Origin of the sequence: Acidovorax sp. FJL06 (assembly GCF_003852545.1) — a bacterium.
Taxonomy (GTDB): Bacteria; Pseudomonadota; Gammaproteobacteria; order Burkholderiales; family Burkholderiaceae_C; genus Acidovorax.
Genome location: NZ_QAJR01000003.1, coordinates 113,183 through 128,738, shown reverse-complemented (window position 1 = coordinate 128,738; position 15,556 = coordinate 113,183). Strand labels below are relative to the sequence as shown.

The following is a 15,556-nucleotide window of genomic DNA, read 5'->3' as shown; positions in this document are numbered from 1 at the left end:
CGTTTTGTATGCCTGAGTTGCCCGAAGTGGAAGTGACCCGCCGCAGCTTTGCCGAAGCCATTGCTGGGGCGCGTATTCAAGCCGTGGTTCTGGGCAAGCCCCTGCGCTGGCCCTTGGGCTGTGACCCCTTGTCCCTGGTGGGGCAGCAGGTGCTGGTGCTGCGCCGGCGGGGCAAGTATTTGCTGGCCGACACCAGCCAAGGGCTTTTACTGATCCACCTGGGGATGTCAGGCAGCCTGCGCTTTGGCCACGGGCTGCCGCCCGCCGGCCCCCATGACCATTTTGACCTCGTGACCAGTCAAGGCACCTTGCGGTTGCACGACCCGCGCCGGTTTGGCGCCGTGGTCTTTGCGCCCGGCGGCGAGCACAGCCCGCAGGCGGTGAAGCTGCTGGGGGCGCTGGGCATGGAGCCGCTGTCGGACTCCTTCTATCTGCCTGCTTTTCAAGCCGGGCTGAAAAAGAGCCGGATGCCGATCAAGCAGCTGTTGCTCGCGGGGCGTCTGGTGGTGGGGGTGGGCAACATCTATGCATCCGAGGTGCTTTTCATGGCGGGCATCCGGCCCACGGCGGTGTCGGCCCGCATCGGCGCCGAACGGGTGCGCCGGTTGCATGAGGCCATTCGCGTGGTGCTGGCACGCGCCGTGGACATGGGGGGCAGCACATTGCGGGATTTTTCGAGTGCCGATGGCATGGCCGGGCATTTTCAGACGGCCGCCAATGTGTATGGGCGCGATGGGGCTCCCTGCCATGTGTGTGGCACGGCAATACGGCTCCTGCGGCAGGGGCAGCGAAGCAGCTACTTCTGTCCCCAGTGCCAGCGTTCATAGGGGCTCGCAAGGCGTCCAATCTCGGGGGCACGACAGCCCGCATGCGGTCGATGCTATATTTTGTGTATGTCTACCCTGTAGGCCATTCATAGATCTGTGGGAGCAAAGTGGGACCTTCATTCAACGAACAGTTCGACCAGCATGGCGCCTGGCGGCGGGAGTTCGCCCAGCAGCTCAAGCGGCTGGCCGAGTGGATGTCCTCGCATGACCTCATGGACGCCGCCGTGCAGGAACGGCTGCATCGCCTGGAGGAGCAGGTCCGCAGCGACAAGGTCATGGTGGCCTTTGTGGCGGAGTTTTCCCGTGGCAAGTCTGAGCTGATCAACGCGATCTTTTTTGCCGACTATGGGCGCCGCATCATGCCTGCGAGCGCAGGCCGCACCACCATGTGCCCGACGGAGCTGGGGTATGACGCCTCAGTCGCACCCAGCCTGCGGCTGCTGCCCATTGAGACACGCCTGCAGATGCAGGGCCTGGCCGAGTGGCGGGTGAAGACCGAGCGCTGGACGGAGATTCCCCTGGACGTCAGCAACGCGGACCAGATCGCCAAGGCGCTGGAGAAGGTGGCCGAGGTGCGCAAGGTCAGCCTCGACAACGCCCGTGCGCTGGGTTTCTGGCACGATGAACTGACCGATGAGAACCCCGTGCCCGATGCCCAGGGGTTGGTGGAAGTGCCCATGTGGCGGCACGCCATCATCAATATTCCCCATCCGCTGCTCAAGCAGGGTCTGGTGATTCTGGACACGCCGGGCCTGAACGCGGTGGGGGCCGAGCCCGAGCTGACCGTCAACCTGATCCCCCAGGCGCATGCGGTGGTTTTCATCCTGAGCGCCGATACCGGTGTCACCCGCTCCGACCTGTCCATCTGGCGCGAGCATCTGGCGATCTCGTCCGACAGCATGGATGCCCGGCTCGTGGTGCTGAACAAGATCGATACCCTGTGGGACACGTTGAACAGTGCCGAGCAGGTGCAGTCCCAGATGGAGCGCCAGTGCAGCACATCCGCAGAAATGCTTGGGGTGCCTCTGGACAGGGTGGTGCCGGTGTCGGCCCAGAAGGGGCTGGTCGCCAAGATCACGGCAGACGATCTTTTGCTGGAGTCCAGCGGGCTGCCCGTGCTGGAGGAGGCGCTGGCCAAGGGCATCATGGGCCGACGCCGCTCCATTTTGCGCGCGGCAGTTGCTGCAGGGGTCGCCAGTTTGCGCACGGAGACCGCGCGGGTCATCAACATCCGGCGCCGTGACCTCGACGACCAGATGGCCGAGCTGCGCAGCCTGCGGGGCAAGAACGCCTCGGTGATCGAATCCATGCGCCACCGCATCGAGCAGGAACAGCGCGAATTCGATCTGAGCACCGCCAAGATCCAGGCCGTGCGCGCTGTGCACCTGAAGCTTTTGCGGGATGTGTTCCAGCAACTGGGTGCCAAGGCGCTCAAGGCCGAGCTCTCAGAGCTGGCGCAGACGCTGCAGCAAAAGGGCCTCAAACTGGGCGTCAAGAAGATCTACGTCCAGACCTTCGACAAGCTGCGCGGTACGCTGGACAAGGCGCAGGCCTCCGGCACGGAAATCCAGGCCATGCTGGGCGGGACTTTTCGGCAGCTCAATGCCGAGTTCGGGTTCTCGCTCCAGGTGCCCACGCCTCCCCAGCTGGAGCATTTTGCGCACGATCTGAACCAGATCGAACAAAGCCACCTGCAGTACCTGGGGGTGGGCAATGCGCTCAAGCTGGCGCAGCCCGAGTTTGCCGAGCGGCTGGTGCGGGCCCTGGCCATGCGGCTGCGCACGGTGTATGAATCTGCGGCCAACGATCTGGAGCTGTGGAGCAAGTCGGCCACGGCGCAACTGGATGCGCAATTGCGCGAGCGCCGCCGCAGTTTTGCGCGCCGCATTGAAGCGGTGGACCGCATCCAGCAAGCGGCCAGCGGGCTGGTGGAGCGTATTTCGGAAATCGAGGCGGGTGAAGAGGCGCTGGGTCTGTTGGAACGCAGGCTGCAGGAGCTCACCTCCCAGCTGATTGCCGTGCCGGGCCTGGAGCCTGCAGCCTCCGACGTGCACCTTGTGTCGGCATGAGTGGGTCCGCAGAGGGCACGCGCATTTCCGTGTCGATTGGCGAGCGCGTGGTGGCATGGCAGGCATCCCATGGCCGCAACCACCTGCCGTGGCAGCAGACCCGAGACCCCTATCGCGTATGGCTGTCAGAGATCATGCTGCAGCAGACCCAGGTCAGCACTGTGCTGGACTACTACGCGCGGTTTCTGGCGCGGTTTCCTGACGTCAGCGCCTTGGCAAACGCGCCCCAGGACGAGGTGATGGGGCTCTGGAGCGGCCTGGGCTATTACAGCCGGGCACGCAATCTGCACCGGTGCGCGCAGCAGGTCATGGCCGACCACGGAGGGGCATTTCCTCGCACGGCGGAGGTGCTGGCGACCCTGCCAGGCATTGGCCGATCGACAGCGGGGGCCATTGCCGCTTTCTGTTTTTCAGAGCGGGTGCCGATCCTGGATGCCAACGTGCGGCGGGTGCTGACGCGTTGGCTGGGTTTCGACAAGGACATGGCGTCGGCTGCCAACGAGCGCCTGCTGTGGGGGCTGGCACAGGCGCTGTTGCCCACAGAAGACCTGGTTCATGCCATGCCGCGGTACACCCAGGGGCTCATGGACCTGGGTGCTTCGGTCTGCACCCCGCGCGCGCCCCGCTGTTCTGCTTGTCCCCTGGTGGAGTCCTGCAAAGCGTTCAGGGATGGCGACCCCGAGCGCTATCCTGTCAGGACGCGCAAGCTGGCCCGCCGATCCGAGTCGTGGCAGTTGGCGATTGTCCGTGACGGCCGAGGCCGTGTCTGGCTGCAGCGGCGCCCTGCAACGGGCATCTGGGCAGGCATGCATTGCGTGCCGGTCTTTTCCGATGCGGCTGCGTGTGCCGCGTTTGTGGCGGGTCTTGGTGATCCGTCACGGCATGTGCAGGAAGAGCTGCCTCCCTTCTTGCACGTGCTCACGCACCGGGACCTGCATCTCCATCCGGTGATGATCAGCGGGGACTTCGGGGGGGGTGTCATGGGGGAGGGCGAGTGGCTGGGGCCGGACCAATGGCCGTTGGTGGGTTTGCCCGCTCCCATCCGCAAGCTGCTGGACGCGACCCAGGCCCGGTTGTGGTGAGGGGCCGGGGCTGATCCTCAGCCCGGCGCGTCCGTCTATCGGCCGTCGAGTTCACGGTGGCGCTTCAGCGCCGTCCAGCGGTCGCTGAAGGCCTCGGCGAGCCTTTCCACCAGATAGACCGAGCGGTGCTGCCCGCCAGTGCAGCCAATGGCGACCGTGACATAGCTGCGGTGGTTTCTGTCGAGCATGTCCAGCCAATGTGCCAGGAACTGTGCGATGTGGGCGCGCATGAGGCTGACGTCGGGCTGGTGGTGCAGAAAGTCAGCGACGGGTTGGTCCAACCCCGTCAGGTCACGCAGTGCCGGCTCGTAATGGGGGTTGGGCAGCATCCGCACATCGAACACATAGTCTGCATCCATGGGGATACCGCGTTTGAACGCAAAGGACTGGAACACCAGGGTCAGCTGCCCTTGCGCGGTGGACATCAGGCCCTTGACGTAACTTTGCAGCTGCGACGCCCGTATCGTGCTGGTGTCGATGACATGCGACTGCTCGCGCAGGTCGGCCAGCAGCTCGCGCTCCAGTTCAATGATCTGCACCAGGGCCCGCCGCCCTTGCTGGAGGTCGTCATGGGAGAGGGGGTGGCGGCGGCGCGTTTCGGAGAACCTGCGCACCAGGGTATCGATGGTGGCATCCAGAAAAATCGATTGCACGGCCACGCCCTGGTTGCGCAGGCGATGCAACTCCTGGGGCACCTGGTGCAGCGAAGTCGCACTGCGCACGTCCATGGCGATGGCTACGCGGTTGCCGTGGTGGCGATGCTCCAGCGCCACGAAGGCGGGCAGCAGCTCGGGCGGCAGGTTGTCCACGCAGTAGTACCCGGCATCCTCCAGGGCGTGCAGGGCCACGGACTTGCCTGAGCCCGACATCCCCGTGATCAGAACAATCTCAAGCGCCATCAGTCCTCCACTCCCAGGCTCGTCGCCACGTTGTTCAGCATTTCGCGGGCATGGGCCAAGGTGGTGTCAGTTGACCGTTCGCCGCCCAGCATGCGTGCAATCTCGGCCACACGCTGTTCTTCCTGGACCGCCAGCACCGTGCTGGTGGTTCCGGCCGGGCTCTTGCGTTTGGCCACCTTGAGATGGTGGTGTGCGCAGGCTGCGACCTGGGGGAGGTGGGTCACGGCCAGGACCTGGCGGTCACTGCCCAGCTGCTGCATCAACCGGCCCACGGTTTCTGCGACGGCGCCGCCCACGCCAGAGTCCACCTCGTCGAAGATGAGGGTGGGGGCCATGCCCAGCTCGCTTGTGGTGACCGAGATGGCAAGAGAGATGCGTGACAGTTCGCCGCCGGAGGCGACCTTGCCAATCGGCTTGGGGCTCATGCCGGGATGGCCGGCCACCAAAAACACCACTTCATCCATGCCATGGGCTGCGGGCTCCTGGGCACGGGTCACGGACGCCTCGAACCTTCCACCCTCCATGCCCAGGCCTTGCATGGCCTGGGTGATGGCTGCCGACAGCCTGGGCGCCGCCTTGGCGCGCGCCTGCGACAGCGCCCGTGCTGCGGCCTGGTAGGCCTTGGCGCTGGCCGTCTCGGCGGCTTGCAATTGCTCCAGGTCGGTGGCTGCGTCCAGTTGGCGCATCCCAGCCTTCCAGTCCTGCAGCAGGGCGGGTAGCTCTGCGGGCGGACGCTTGTACCTGCGGGCCAGGGTCATCCACTGCGACATGCGGGCATCGAGTTCGGCCAAGCGCTGTGGATCGATGTCGGCATGCCGCAGGTACGCATGCAGGGAATGGACCACGTCGTTGGCCTGCGCGAGGCACGACGCGAGGATGTCGGCCAGATTGGCGAACTCGGGTTCGATGTGCTCCTGGGCCTGCAGGAGCAGGTGGGCCTGCGTCAGGGCACCGAGTGCCCCGGCCTCGTCGGCCTGCAGGGTCTGGATGGCTCCGTCGGCCGCATCCAGAAGTGCCTGCGCATGCGACAGCCGCTTGTGCTGGGCATCCAGCTCATCCCATTCAGCGGGAGCGGGGGCCAGCTTTTCCACTTCGCTGATTTGCCATTGCAGGCGTTCGCGCTCTTGCTGCAATGTGGCCTGGGCCTGGCGTGCCTGCTGCAGGGCTTTCTGGTCTGCGCGCCATTGTGACCACCGGGCCAGGGTGTCGGTCATGCTGGTGCCCGCAAACGCGTCAAGCAGTCCGCGTACCGATTCGGGGCGCGTGAGGCTTTGCCAGGCGTGTTGTCCGTGGATGTCGAGCAGCATGTCGCCCAGCGCGCGCAACTGTGCTGCCGTGGCGGGGGTTCCATTGATCCAGGCGCGGCTTTTGCCCTGGGTGTCCACGGTGCGACGCAGCAAAAGCATGTCGTCTGAATCAAACCCGGCTTCTTCCAGCCAAGGCCGAACATGTTTTGGGCAATCGAATTCTGCGCAAATGTCTGTGCGGGGGCTGCCCTCGCGCACCACCCCGGCGTCTGAGCGCGCTCCCAGGGCCAACTGCAATGCATCGATCAGAATGGACTTGCCTGCCCCGGTTTCGCCGGTCAGCACGGTGAAGCCGGGCTGGAGTTCCAGCTCCAGGGCCTGGACAATCACAAAATCACGCAGTGTGATTCGCCGGAGTGCCATGGTCAGGAGCCTCCTTCATTCCAGCGCAGCTTTTTGCGCAGCGTGGCAAAGTAGTTCCAGCCCTGGGGGTGCAGGAAGCGCACGCAGTGCTCCGACCGCTTGACCAGAATGCGATCGCCGTGGAGCAGGGAGGCCAGTGACTGCATGTCAAAGTTGGCGCTGACGTCGCGCCCGCTCACCACCTCGACGGCCACTTCCGTGGCGTCGGACAACACGATGGGGCGGTTGGACAAGGTGTGCGGTGCAATGGGCACCAGCACCCAGCCCGGGATGGATGGATGCAGCATCGGCCCGCCTGCCGACAGCGAGTAGGCCGTCGAGCCCGTGGGCGAGGCGATGATGAGCCCATCGGCGCGCTGGTTGGCCACCAGGCGCCCCCCCACTTCAACCCGCAACTCCACCATGCCAGAGGTGGCGCCACGGTTCACGACCACATCATTCATGGCGAGGGCTTCAAACACCACCCGCTCATCGCGCACCACGGTGGCGTGCATCAAAGGCCTGAGGTCCTCTTCGTACGCCCCCTGCAGCATGGGGGGAAGGGTGGTCTGGTAGGTGTCGAACGGAATGTCTGTGATGAATCCCAGCCGCCCCTGGTTGATGCCAATCAGTGGCGTGCCAAACCGGGCGAGCCTGCGGCCGATGCCCAGCATCGTGCCATCGCCCCCCACCACCAGGCCCAGGTCGCACCGGGCCCCAATGTCGTCTACATTCAGCGAGGGGTAGTCGTGCGTCAGCCCCGTGTTGCTGGCGGTCTCGGCTTCCAGCACCACCTCGCAGCCCTGGCGCGCAAGAAAGTGGGCGATGTCGTCCAGCGCCTGGCGAGAGCTGTCGCCCATGGAGCCCGTAGATGAAGCTTGATACTTGCCTATGAGTGCGACATGGCGGAAATTGGACGTCATCGCGAAATTACATCATTAAACCGATGTGAGTTTGGCGACGCGCTTGAGCATCCGCGTCTTGCATGCGCTTTCTCGCTCTGATTCCAGCGCTGCCACCACTATCCAGGTTTTCACGTCCTGGCCTAGTTCTTCCGCCAGCGCACCCGCGATTGCCGGGCTCAGGTGCCCACGTGTCTTTGCTGTGTGCAAGGCATTACGCGACAGCTTCAGTTTTTCGTGCCAGTAGGGCGCTGGGTTTAACTGAAGCGCGGTATCTAGCAGATTCATGGTTGTTTGCATATATATCGCTCCTACATGTTGTTTGCATGCATACATGCAGTGTGCATATTAGCAAAATGATTGCAAACACCTTGTTTGCGGCGTAGCCTCCCGATTCGCACACAACTTGTGTGCATTTGTGGAGCCGCCATGCACCGTCAATCAACCCTCATGTCATCCAAATGCGACACCTTGCGTGCCGCGTTTGGCATGGATTCCTCGGGCACCAGCACCCATTTGAACCCTGCAGGCGCCGCACCTGGGGTGCTGCCGCTGAACGTGGATGGCGGGGTTACCACCCGCACTTTGGTTTCTGACAGTGCCGCGGCTACACCGTTTTTGATGGCTGCGCAAAGCACCCAGTACGTGAGTGCTAGCCCGATGGCCGCCGCAAATAGCGGCAGTAGCAAGCCGATTCCGATCAGTGCTCCCATCCCTGAATCTCCCTCTGGTTTTGAAGCCAGCATTCTGGCTGATGCAGTTTGCCCACCCCCAGCCATCAAGGGCGCTGCACGCGCTGTGGCGGCTCCTGCAGCGCCTGCGCTGGGGGCGGGCACCCTTCGCGCAAACCTTGACCTGAACGACAAGCTCGTAAAGCGTGGCTTGTCTGTTTCATGGCATGGCCTGCCAGCTCGCGTTGGTCGTGTTCGCACAGGCCGTTGTCTGCTCGTTTTCTCTGATGGTGGTCATGACATCTGGTGCCCCTGCTCCGCTGTTCAGGTGGTCAAGCCATGAAGCATTACCACGATAACGACGACATGGCTGTCATCTGCCCTTCTTGCGGCTGGGAGGGCACCCTTGCAGAGTCCGACGATATGGACGGCTATGACGGCGACACAGATAGCTATGGCGAACTGCACGCGGTTTGCCCGAAGTGCGCCACCGATGTAGAGGCTGCGGAATGACCGGCAGCTCATTCAATCGCTGCGCCCTGGACGCGCAGCGCACGGCAGAAGGGGCCCCGCTTTGCGGGGAAGTGGCCGTGCGCGAAGCGCTCCCGACTGCTATCAATTTTGGGGGGTGCGTAGCACCTTGCACGGCTTCGGTCCCCGATGGTAATCACGGGGACAACTTTCCAGAGTTCGCGGCATGACCAATCCAACATCGCTCGTCCTAGAGGGCAATGAGGTCAAGCTCCGTTTGCAAGCGGAGCGCGTCCAAACCGGCTCCCCCGTTCATGTCGATTGGCTGCGCTTCACGGTCAATTTGCGGTTTGCTCCCATCCCCACGGTCGAGCATCTTTTCCCTCCTGCACAGGCATCGGAATTTGACCTCCGCTCAGAGCACCAGCTCAGCGAAGACGACCGCCGTCGTCAGAAGCTCTGCCACCTGCTGCGCGACATAGCAGACCCTGATTTCGCGGCCAGCACGCAAGCGTTGGAGCTTGCAAACAACGTCTGCGCCATCCTGGGTAAAGGCTTCACCGTGGACCCCGAATTGAAGAAGGGACACGACTTTTACCGCCACCGCTGGAGCATCTTGCGTGCAGGCACTGAATGCGGATGGGTGGGCTTCCTGGCCTCCGGAGAAAGCCCGCGCCAGCGTGCCCAGTCCAAGACCATCCATTGCAACCTGTACGGCGTTGCATGCACCTTCGCGGCCCCTGGGTGGCCCTCTGCCATGGCCGATTACATGGACGAACACCGCGCCCTGGTCACGCGCTGTGATCTCGCATTGGACTTCTTTGAAGGTCTCAGCGGCGGTATGGACCGCATCGCCACTGATTACGACGCTGGTTGCATGGATCACCTGGGCCATCGCCCGGACCACAACATGGTGGGCGCATGGCGTGCTGGTGGTGTGGGTCGCTCCTTCTATTTCGGCAGTAAGGCCGCAGGCAAGCAAACCAACGTCTATGACAAAGGCGTCCAGCTCTACGGAAAGCAGGACGCTACCGGCTGGCAACGCATTGAGTTGCGCTACGGAAACCAAAAGCGTTTGCTGCCCACTGACATGCTCCGCAGGCCCGCTGATTTCTTCGCAGGTGCCAGCGACTGGCATGCATTGATGCTGTCGGAGCACGGCGCTATTGCAGCGCCAGAACCCATCAAAACAGAGCCGCGTCTCCCTCTCGAAACCCTGATGGCTGAGTGCACGCGCAATGCACGTTGGCTGTTCTCTACAGCGGGCAAATCAGCCGCTCTCGCGTTCCTCTGCATGGATCGCGAAACCCTCGCGCAATTCATTGAGAACTGCGCCGAATTACCCGGGCGTCTTGCCAAGTTCAAGCGTTCCGAAGTCGAGCGCGTCTATCAGCAAATGTTCAAAAAAGTCTCGGGCTCCGGTGCTGGCCACACCGCGTTTGCCCACTAACCCAGGCCACGAAAGACCAAGCAAATGAAGATGACAAGCAAAGCCGTACTGCACGGCCTCAAGCAATCCAAGGGTGATTTTGAAGGCCGCGCCTTCGACTCCACCACCTTCCATCTGTCGGTGGACATTGCCCAGTCGAGCAGTGGCGAAAGCATCGGCGTGGTCACTCGCCCGTTCAAGCTGGGCGACTCCACAGAGTTCCAGAAGTGGGCACACCTCAAGAATTCGTGGCCCCTCGGCGGCGTGATGTGCGATTGCGAATTCGACATCGTGGCCGGTGCTGACAACACCACCAAGCTCACTTTGCTGGCGATCAAACCCGCCGCCACGGCCAAGGCCGCGTAAGGCACGTTATGCGCAACGTGATCCAGTCCCGCACAACAGGTGCATTCCTCGCACCGTCGTTTGAAGACGGGCAACCGGAGTGGGTCATGTTGCTCTGCGAAGCCGCCATCGTGGAAGACCTCGAAACCTGCGCGCAGCTTATCGAGGACCACACAGAACCCTTCCACCGCCCCCAGGTGGTGGACCTGGATGACCTCTACAAAAAGCAGGAGCCTGTCTGTGGAAATTGACCTCGCCCTCTTCGCCCAGCGCGTTGCACTCCTGGGCTTTCTTTCAGGCATTGCAGGCGCGTTCATGTGGCAACTGGCCTGGGCCTTCCTGGCCCTGCTTGCTGATCGCCTCAATGCCCGCTCAGAACGTCTGCGGCGCATCGCCTATGCCCGCTCTCGTGCAGGCCTCCATCAAGCCCTGGAACCCGCGCAATGAGCGAAACCGAATGCCCCGCCTGCGGTGCTGAATTTGATGCAGACGAAGCCGCCACGGATGGCGACTTGATCGTCTGCCCCGAATGCGGCGAAGCCCTCCCGGATGAGGACTGACCATGACCCTAGTCCTCTGCACTGTCGCTGAGTTCCCCTGTCAATCCGCCCATCAGGTCGAGGTCACGGAAGCCACGCTGCAAGACCTCGCGGCCATCGGCATCACGCCCCAAAGCGTGAGCCTGTCCGTGGGTCTGGGCTTCGGCTTGGTGCTCTCCCTCGCAATGCTCGGCTACGGCCTGGGTGTCGTCCTGCGCATGGTCCGCAGGCTCTGAGATTCCAGCGGTGTGCCCTCGGGCACATCGGTGCAATTTCGCGCCGTTTATCAACCTCTCAAGGAGAAACACATGATCAATCAAACCCGCAATGTCGCTCGCAAGTTCGGCGCCAAAGTTGCTGCAGCTTCGGCCCTGGTGCTGGTGGCATCCGCTGCTCACGCAACCTCGCCCATTGATGATCTGTTCGCGGCTGTGGACATCAGCGGCATCGCCACCAAGGTGACGGCCCTTGCTATCGTGATCGTCGGCATCGCCCTGGTGATGAAGGGCCCGTCCATCGTCAAGCGCATCATCGCCAAGATCTAACACGGTCTCCCCATGTTGATCGTCGCCCTGATGGTGTCCGTTCACGCTGCGTTTGCGCTGGTCGGCGCCATCGGGGCGATTTGCTTTTTCCTGCTCGCGAGACCATGACCATGACAATCGCGCGACTCCTTTTCGCCGTGCTGCTGGTGGCGCTCTCGCCGCTCTCGCACGCCCTCATTCCGAAGCCCGTTGAATACTACGGCGCGCCGGTCCACTGCGCCCCTGTGCCCCAATACCGGGCCTCATCTGTGGGTTCCGTCTGCTCGCAAGTGTTGAGCTGGTATCAAGGCCCCTGCGACGGAATCGTCAATAGCGGCGCCTCGGGCGTGGTGCCTACACAGCAGCCGCCCAGCTGCCTAATCACGCAAAACAACGGCGGCCCGGGTGTCTACATTGGCCTCGGCAAAGACACGCTGACATGCCCAGGCGGCAGCACCGAGGTAGAGGGTGGTTGCCAGTGCAATGCCCCTCTTGTTGAGGTTGACGGTCAATGCAAACAGCCACCTACAACGCCTCCACAGGAGTGCCAATCGGGCACAAAAATTACAGTGCTTTCCAAGATCGGATGGGCTCGCTATGTCGCTGGCTCTGGTGGTCAATATCCCATTGACGGTGGCGGCTCAGCGTCTGTTGTCGGCAGCATTACCAATCCTCCGGCCGCTTACTGCGACGGATCGTGCGCATACTCTGGCGGCGGTTGGCAGGGCTATATAGATGTCAAAGACATTGCTAACGCTGCGGGGTTGGTCCCTATCTATGCAGATACGCCGTACACAGGGACCGGCGCAAAGTGCTCTACCAAAACCGATACCGATGGTCCCCCATCTCCCCCATGTAGTGGCTCGGTTGGCACGGTAAATGGCCATGTGACTTGTATTCCTGCTGGCACCCCTCCAGACACGCCGCCACCCACCAACCCGGGTGACAACACGGGCGGCACCAACACAGGTGGCAATACCGGGGGCAACACAGGCGGCACCAACACGGGCGGCAACACAGGCGGCACAAACACGGGTGGTGGTAGCAATACCGGCGGCAGTAACACCAGCGGCTCCAACACAGGCGGCACAAACACGGGTGGTACCAATACAGGTGGTACCGACACTGGCGGCACCAACACAGGTGGCGGCACTACGGGCGGCACTGGTCCGGGCTCCGGCGTTGGCAGTGGCGGCACCGGCACCGGCACCGGCACCGGCGATGGCACCGGGAGTGGCACCGGCACTGGCTCTGGCAATGGCAGTGGCTTCAACGGTCTTGGCTCGGGTGATCTCAAAATTCCTGAGCTCTACAAACCCAAGTATCCAGACGGCCCCGCGTCCGTTTGGGATGCTCGCATAGCTGACCTCAAAAAGGCTCCGATCACCGGCCTTGCGCGCCAGCTCATGCCGAATGTTGGGGATGGCGGCGTGCCCCCTACGTGGCTCATTGACTTGGATTTCGGGGCCATTGGCAACTTTGGTGTACACGACATGGCGCCCCCGGTGTGGCTCTGGTCGGTGCTCAAGGCCATAACCATTCTGTCCGCGCTGCTGCTCGCTCGCGCGCTTGTTTTTGGGGGCTGATATGGAAGCGCTTGCAAGTGCAATTCAGGCATTGACGGCAGTAGTTACGGGCTTGACCTCGTTCTTGACGGAAAAAATCAAGGCTGTCGTTGAGTGGCTTCTCGGTGTCGTGAAGTCCGTTGTTGGTTGGTTCTCGGATCTTGCCGTTGCCATCTTCAAGGCTCTGTGGGACATGTTCACGGATCTGTTTTGCTGGTGCCTGGACAAGCTCATGACCCTGGTTGTCTCAGCGGCCAATGGACTGGACCTCAGCGGCCTCACGGGCTTTGCCCCGTCGTCCGGATTGCCCGAAGAAATCATCAATGTCATGCAGCTGTGCGGCGTTGGCACCGCTGTTGGCATCATCATTTCGGCTATCGTGCTGCGCCTGATACTGCAGCTGATTCCCTTCACGCGCCTTGGCTCATGATTACCGGGCTCGAGGGAATTCCAGGATCTGGCAAAAGCTATGAGGCCGTGGCCTTCCACGTCCTGCCAGCATTGCGCGCAGGTCGCAAGGTCATCACCAATCTCCCGCTCAACATCGATGCATTCGCGGCCATTGATCCGGCATGGCGCGAGCTGCTCGAAGTGCGCACGCGGCCCGCCCCGCGTTTGGGCAACTGGAACGCCGCCAACATTGCAGAGCAGGAGGCTTTCCAGCTCTGGCCGGACCGCGAGCCAGAGCCGCAGCCGGAGAACGTTTTCACGTTCGGCACCGTGTGGGACTACCACAGCACGTGGCGCAGCGAACAGGGGCAGGGCCCGCTCTATGTCATCGACGAATGCCATGTGGCCTTGCCCAAGATTGGCACGCCTGACCACGTCGTCCAGTGGTACAAGCTGCACCGGCACTACAACGCTGATGTGCTGCTGATGACCCAATCTTTCAGGGACATCAGCCAGCCCATCGCCCAGCTCGTGGCAACCCTCATTCGCTGCCGCAAAGCCGATATCTTGGGCAAGTCGGGCAGCTACATACGCAAGGTGCACGCGGGCTACCGGGGCGCGTTGATCCAGCAGGATGAGCGCAAGTACGAGTCGCAGTATTTCGGCCTGTACCGCAGCAATACCCAGAGCGTGAGCAGCTCCGAGGGCAAGGCCCAGGACATGGCCCCCATGATCGTGCAGTTCAATCGGTTCAAGTGGGTATGGGTGCTGTTCTCAGTTGCTGTGATGGTCTGGGCGTTCTGGCCTGATGGACAGCACGACGTATGGGGCCGCAGGGTTGCGCCTGCCAAGCCAAAACCCGCCACCCAGGCTATCCCCATTGCCCAGGCTCAGGCGGTGCCGCAGCCCATGCAGCAGCAGGCCCAGCAGCCCGCCATGGCCCCCGCTGTGGCCGCGTCTCAGCCGCAGCCTGCACCACCCCCTCCAGAGCCCAAAGACCCGCTGTACGGCAAGCTGCTGCACATGACGGGAAACCTGCACAAGCAGGGCATTGCATGGGTCACCTTCGTGGTGAGCGATCAGGGGCGGCGCGTGTTTGACCTCACAAGCGACGATCTAAAACAGGCCGGTTACAGCGTCACGCATCTGGCCCACTGCATGGCCCTGGTCAAGTGGGATACCGTGGTGCGACAAGTCACCTGTGATGCACCTTTTACCGCCAGTGGTCGCGGTGATAAGCCCGTGGTGATCGATACCGCCACCGGTGCCCGCAGCGATGGCCCCACGCCGCCCCGCCCGGGCCAGCAGGGGCCGCAAGCAGCCCATGCTGAGCCACCGCGCACCGTGCCCGTGCCTGCAACACCAGCGGCCCGCCATGAGCCTGTGCAGTCGGTTTCAGAGTGGTCTAAGGGGCTGGCGGCGCGGAATGCACAAGTGCGTTCTATACAGAGTCAGTGATCTGTGTTCCGGTGGATGAAATGTCGCCTAAACGGATCTGGCCATGACATTTGCAGGCGTTGTTTTTCCCGTGGGGATGACATCCGGGCTTGCTTTCTGAGAGACAAACCGGGCCCCGAGAACGAAGCCCTTGTGGCGTAGTGGTGGGGTCGGGGTATGGGGTGACAAACCCCATGTAGGACGGTAAATCAGGCAATACCCTTTGATACATTCGGGCAATGCTCATGCTTCTTGGAATTGCGCTTTTGGGATTCACTGCCGATGTGTCGGCGCAGGTTTATCGGTGTGGCAATACATACTCGGATGAACCATGCAAAGGTGGTAAGGAGGTTGACGCTTCGCCCGCCGTCTCGGACCCTCAAGGGCCAAAGACAAAGCTGATCTATTTTTGTTCGACAAGCCAGGGCAAACGGTATTGGACCGCCGAGGAATGTCGAAATCGCGGGTGGACGCTTGAGCGTACTGAGCGGGTGCCAATCAACATGGGTTGGGACGATCAAGTAGCTTTTGCAGATCGGCAGAAGCGGAATGCTGCCCAAGCCGCGATGCCATCCGCAGCACCAGCGCAATACCCGCAGCAGCAGCCAAGCCGGAAAGCCCAATGCGATGCACTCGATGAGCAGGTGAAGTACTTGGACAGCATGGGCCGTGCGGGTAGTCGGCTTTACGATCTTGACTGGATCAGACGCCAGCGCAAGGAGGCGCGGGATACGCAATTCAGGTTGCGTTGCTGATT

The 15,556-nt window shown here is 62.4% G+C and carries 19 protein-coding genes; 14 read left to right on the top strand and 5 right to left on the bottom strand.

Annotated elements, in window-relative coordinates; all coding sequences use genetic code 11:
- Positions 1-8 precede the first annotated feature (8 nt).
- The 3 genes from mutM to mutY all read left to right on the top strand — a co-directional run bounded on the left by mutM (position 9) and on the right by mutY (position 3,978).
- Positions 9-827, top strand: a complete 819-nt coding sequence (gene mutM, locus DBV10_RS02170) for a bifunctional DNA-formamidopyrimidine glycosylase/DNA-(apurinic or apyrimidinic site) lyase (protein ID WP_124510180.1) — start codon at positions 9-11, stop codon at positions 825-827.
- Positions 828-934: 107 nt separating this feature from the next.
- The gene (locus tag DBV10_RS02165) at positions 935-2,896 is read left to right on the top strand and encodes a dynamin family protein (protein WP_124510178.1); all 1,962 of its coding nucleotides are present in this window, start codon (positions 935-937) and stop codon (positions 2,894-2,896) included.
- A complete protein-coding gene (gene mutY, locus DBV10_RS02160) occupies positions 2,893-3,978 on the top strand; it encodes an A/G-specific adenine glycosylase (protein ID WP_124510176.1) in 1,086 nt (361 codons plus the stop codon). The genes DBV10_RS02165 and mutY overlap by 4 nt, the downstream gene beginning before the upstream one ends.
- A 35-nt stretch (positions 3,979-4,013) precedes the next feature.
- Here mutY and rapZ read toward each other — a convergent pair whose 3' ends face one another.
- The 5 genes from rapZ to DBV10_RS02135 all read right to left on the bottom strand — a co-directional run bounded on the left by rapZ (position 4,014) and on the right by DBV10_RS02135 (position 8,141).
- Entirely contained in the window at positions 4,014-4,877 is an 864-nt protein-coding gene (rapZ, locus tag DBV10_RS02155) for an RNase adapter RapZ (protein ID WP_124510174.1), read from the bottom strand.
- On the bottom strand, positions 4,877-6,547 hold the full coding sequence (gene recN, locus DBV10_RS02150; protein ID WP_124510172.1) for a DNA repair protein RecN: 1,671 nt from the start codon (positions 6,545-6,547) through the stop codon (positions 4,877-4,879). Before recN ends, rapZ begins: the two co-directional genes overlap by 1 nt.
- Positions 6,548-6,549: 2 nt before the next feature.
- Positions 6,550-7,449, bottom strand: coding sequence for an NAD kinase (locus DBV10_RS02145; protein WP_124510170.1), 900 nt, complete (start codon positions 7,447-7,449; stop codon positions 6,550-6,552).
- A 15-nt stretch (positions 7,450-7,464) separates the two neighbouring features.
- A complete protein-coding gene (locus tag DBV10_RS02140; protein ID WP_233589776.1) occupies positions 7,465-7,716 on the bottom strand; it encodes a hypothetical protein in 252 nt (83 codons plus the stop codon).
- Between the two features lie 149 nt (positions 7,717-7,865).
- The gene (locus DBV10_RS02135; protein WP_124510166.1) at positions 7,866-8,141 is read right to left on the bottom strand and encodes a hypothetical protein; all 276 of its coding nucleotides are present in this window, start codon (positions 8,139-8,141) and stop codon (positions 7,866-7,868) included.
- 297 nt (positions 8,142-8,438) lie between these two features.
- On the opposite strand from DBV10_RS02135, the gene DBV10_RS22745 reads away from it, so the two are divergent.
- The 11 genes from DBV10_RS22745 (at position 8,439) to DBV10_RS02085 (ending at position 15,554) form a co-directional block, all read left to right on the top strand.
- The gene (locus DBV10_RS22745) at positions 8,439-8,612 is read left to right on the top strand and encodes a hypothetical protein (RefSeq protein WP_158616793.1); all 174 of its coding nucleotides are present in this window, start codon (positions 8,439-8,441) and stop codon (positions 8,610-8,612) included.
- A gap of 184 nt (positions 8,613-8,796) precedes the next feature.
- Positions 8,797-10,020, top strand: coding sequence for a replication initiation factor domain-containing protein (locus tag DBV10_RS02130; protein WP_124510164.1), 1,224 nt, complete (start codon positions 8,797-8,799; stop codon positions 10,018-10,020).
- A 30-nt stretch (positions 10,021-10,050) separates the two neighbouring features.
- A complete protein-coding gene (locus DBV10_RS02125) occupies positions 10,051-10,365 on the top strand; it encodes a hypothetical protein (protein ID WP_233589775.1) in 315 nt (104 codons plus the stop codon).
- An 86-nt stretch (positions 10,366-10,451) separates the two neighbouring features.
- Positions 10,452-10,595, top strand: coding sequence for a hypothetical protein (locus DBV10_RS22740; protein WP_158616792.1), 144 nt, complete (start codon positions 10,452-10,454; stop codon positions 10,593-10,595).
- A complete protein-coding gene (locus tag DBV10_RS02115; protein WP_124510157.1) occupies positions 10,585-10,791 on the top strand; it encodes a hypothetical protein in 207 nt (68 codons plus the stop codon). Before DBV10_RS22740 ends, DBV10_RS02115 begins: the two co-directional genes overlap by 11 nt.
- A 115-nt stretch (positions 10,792-10,906) precedes the next feature.
- Complete coding sequence (locus DBV10_RS02110) at positions 10,907-11,119, top strand: hypothetical protein (RefSeq protein ID WP_124510155.1); 213 nt, start codon at positions 10,907-10,909, stop codon at positions 11,117-11,119.
- A gap of 72 nt (positions 11,120-11,191) precedes the next feature.
- Positions 11,192-11,428, top strand: coding sequence for a hypothetical protein (locus DBV10_RS02105; RefSeq protein WP_124510153.1), 237 nt, complete (start codon positions 11,192-11,194; stop codon positions 11,426-11,428).
- Positions 11,429-11,532: 104 nt separating this feature from the next.
- Complete coding sequence (locus DBV10_RS22825; RefSeq protein ID WP_199740021.1) at positions 11,533-12,993, top strand: hypothetical protein; 1,461 nt, start codon at positions 11,533-11,535, stop codon at positions 12,991-12,993.
- Between the two features lies 1 nt (position 12,994).
- A complete protein-coding gene (locus DBV10_RS02095) occupies positions 12,995-13,402 on the top strand; it encodes a DUF2523 family protein (RefSeq protein WP_124510151.1) in 408 nt (135 codons plus the stop codon).
- Positions 13,309-14,820, top strand: a complete 1,512-nt coding sequence (locus DBV10_RS02090; protein ID WP_233589774.1) for a zonular occludens toxin domain-containing protein — start codon at positions 13,309-13,311, stop codon at positions 14,818-14,820. The genes DBV10_RS02095 and DBV10_RS02090 overlap by 94 nt, the downstream gene beginning before the upstream one ends.
- Before the next feature lie 218 nt (positions 14,821-15,038).
- Complete coding sequence (locus tag DBV10_RS02085; protein WP_124510149.1) at positions 15,039-15,554, top strand: DUF4124 domain-containing protein; 516 nt, start codon at positions 15,039-15,041, stop codon at positions 15,552-15,554.
- Positions 15,555-15,556 lie beyond the last annotated feature (2 nt).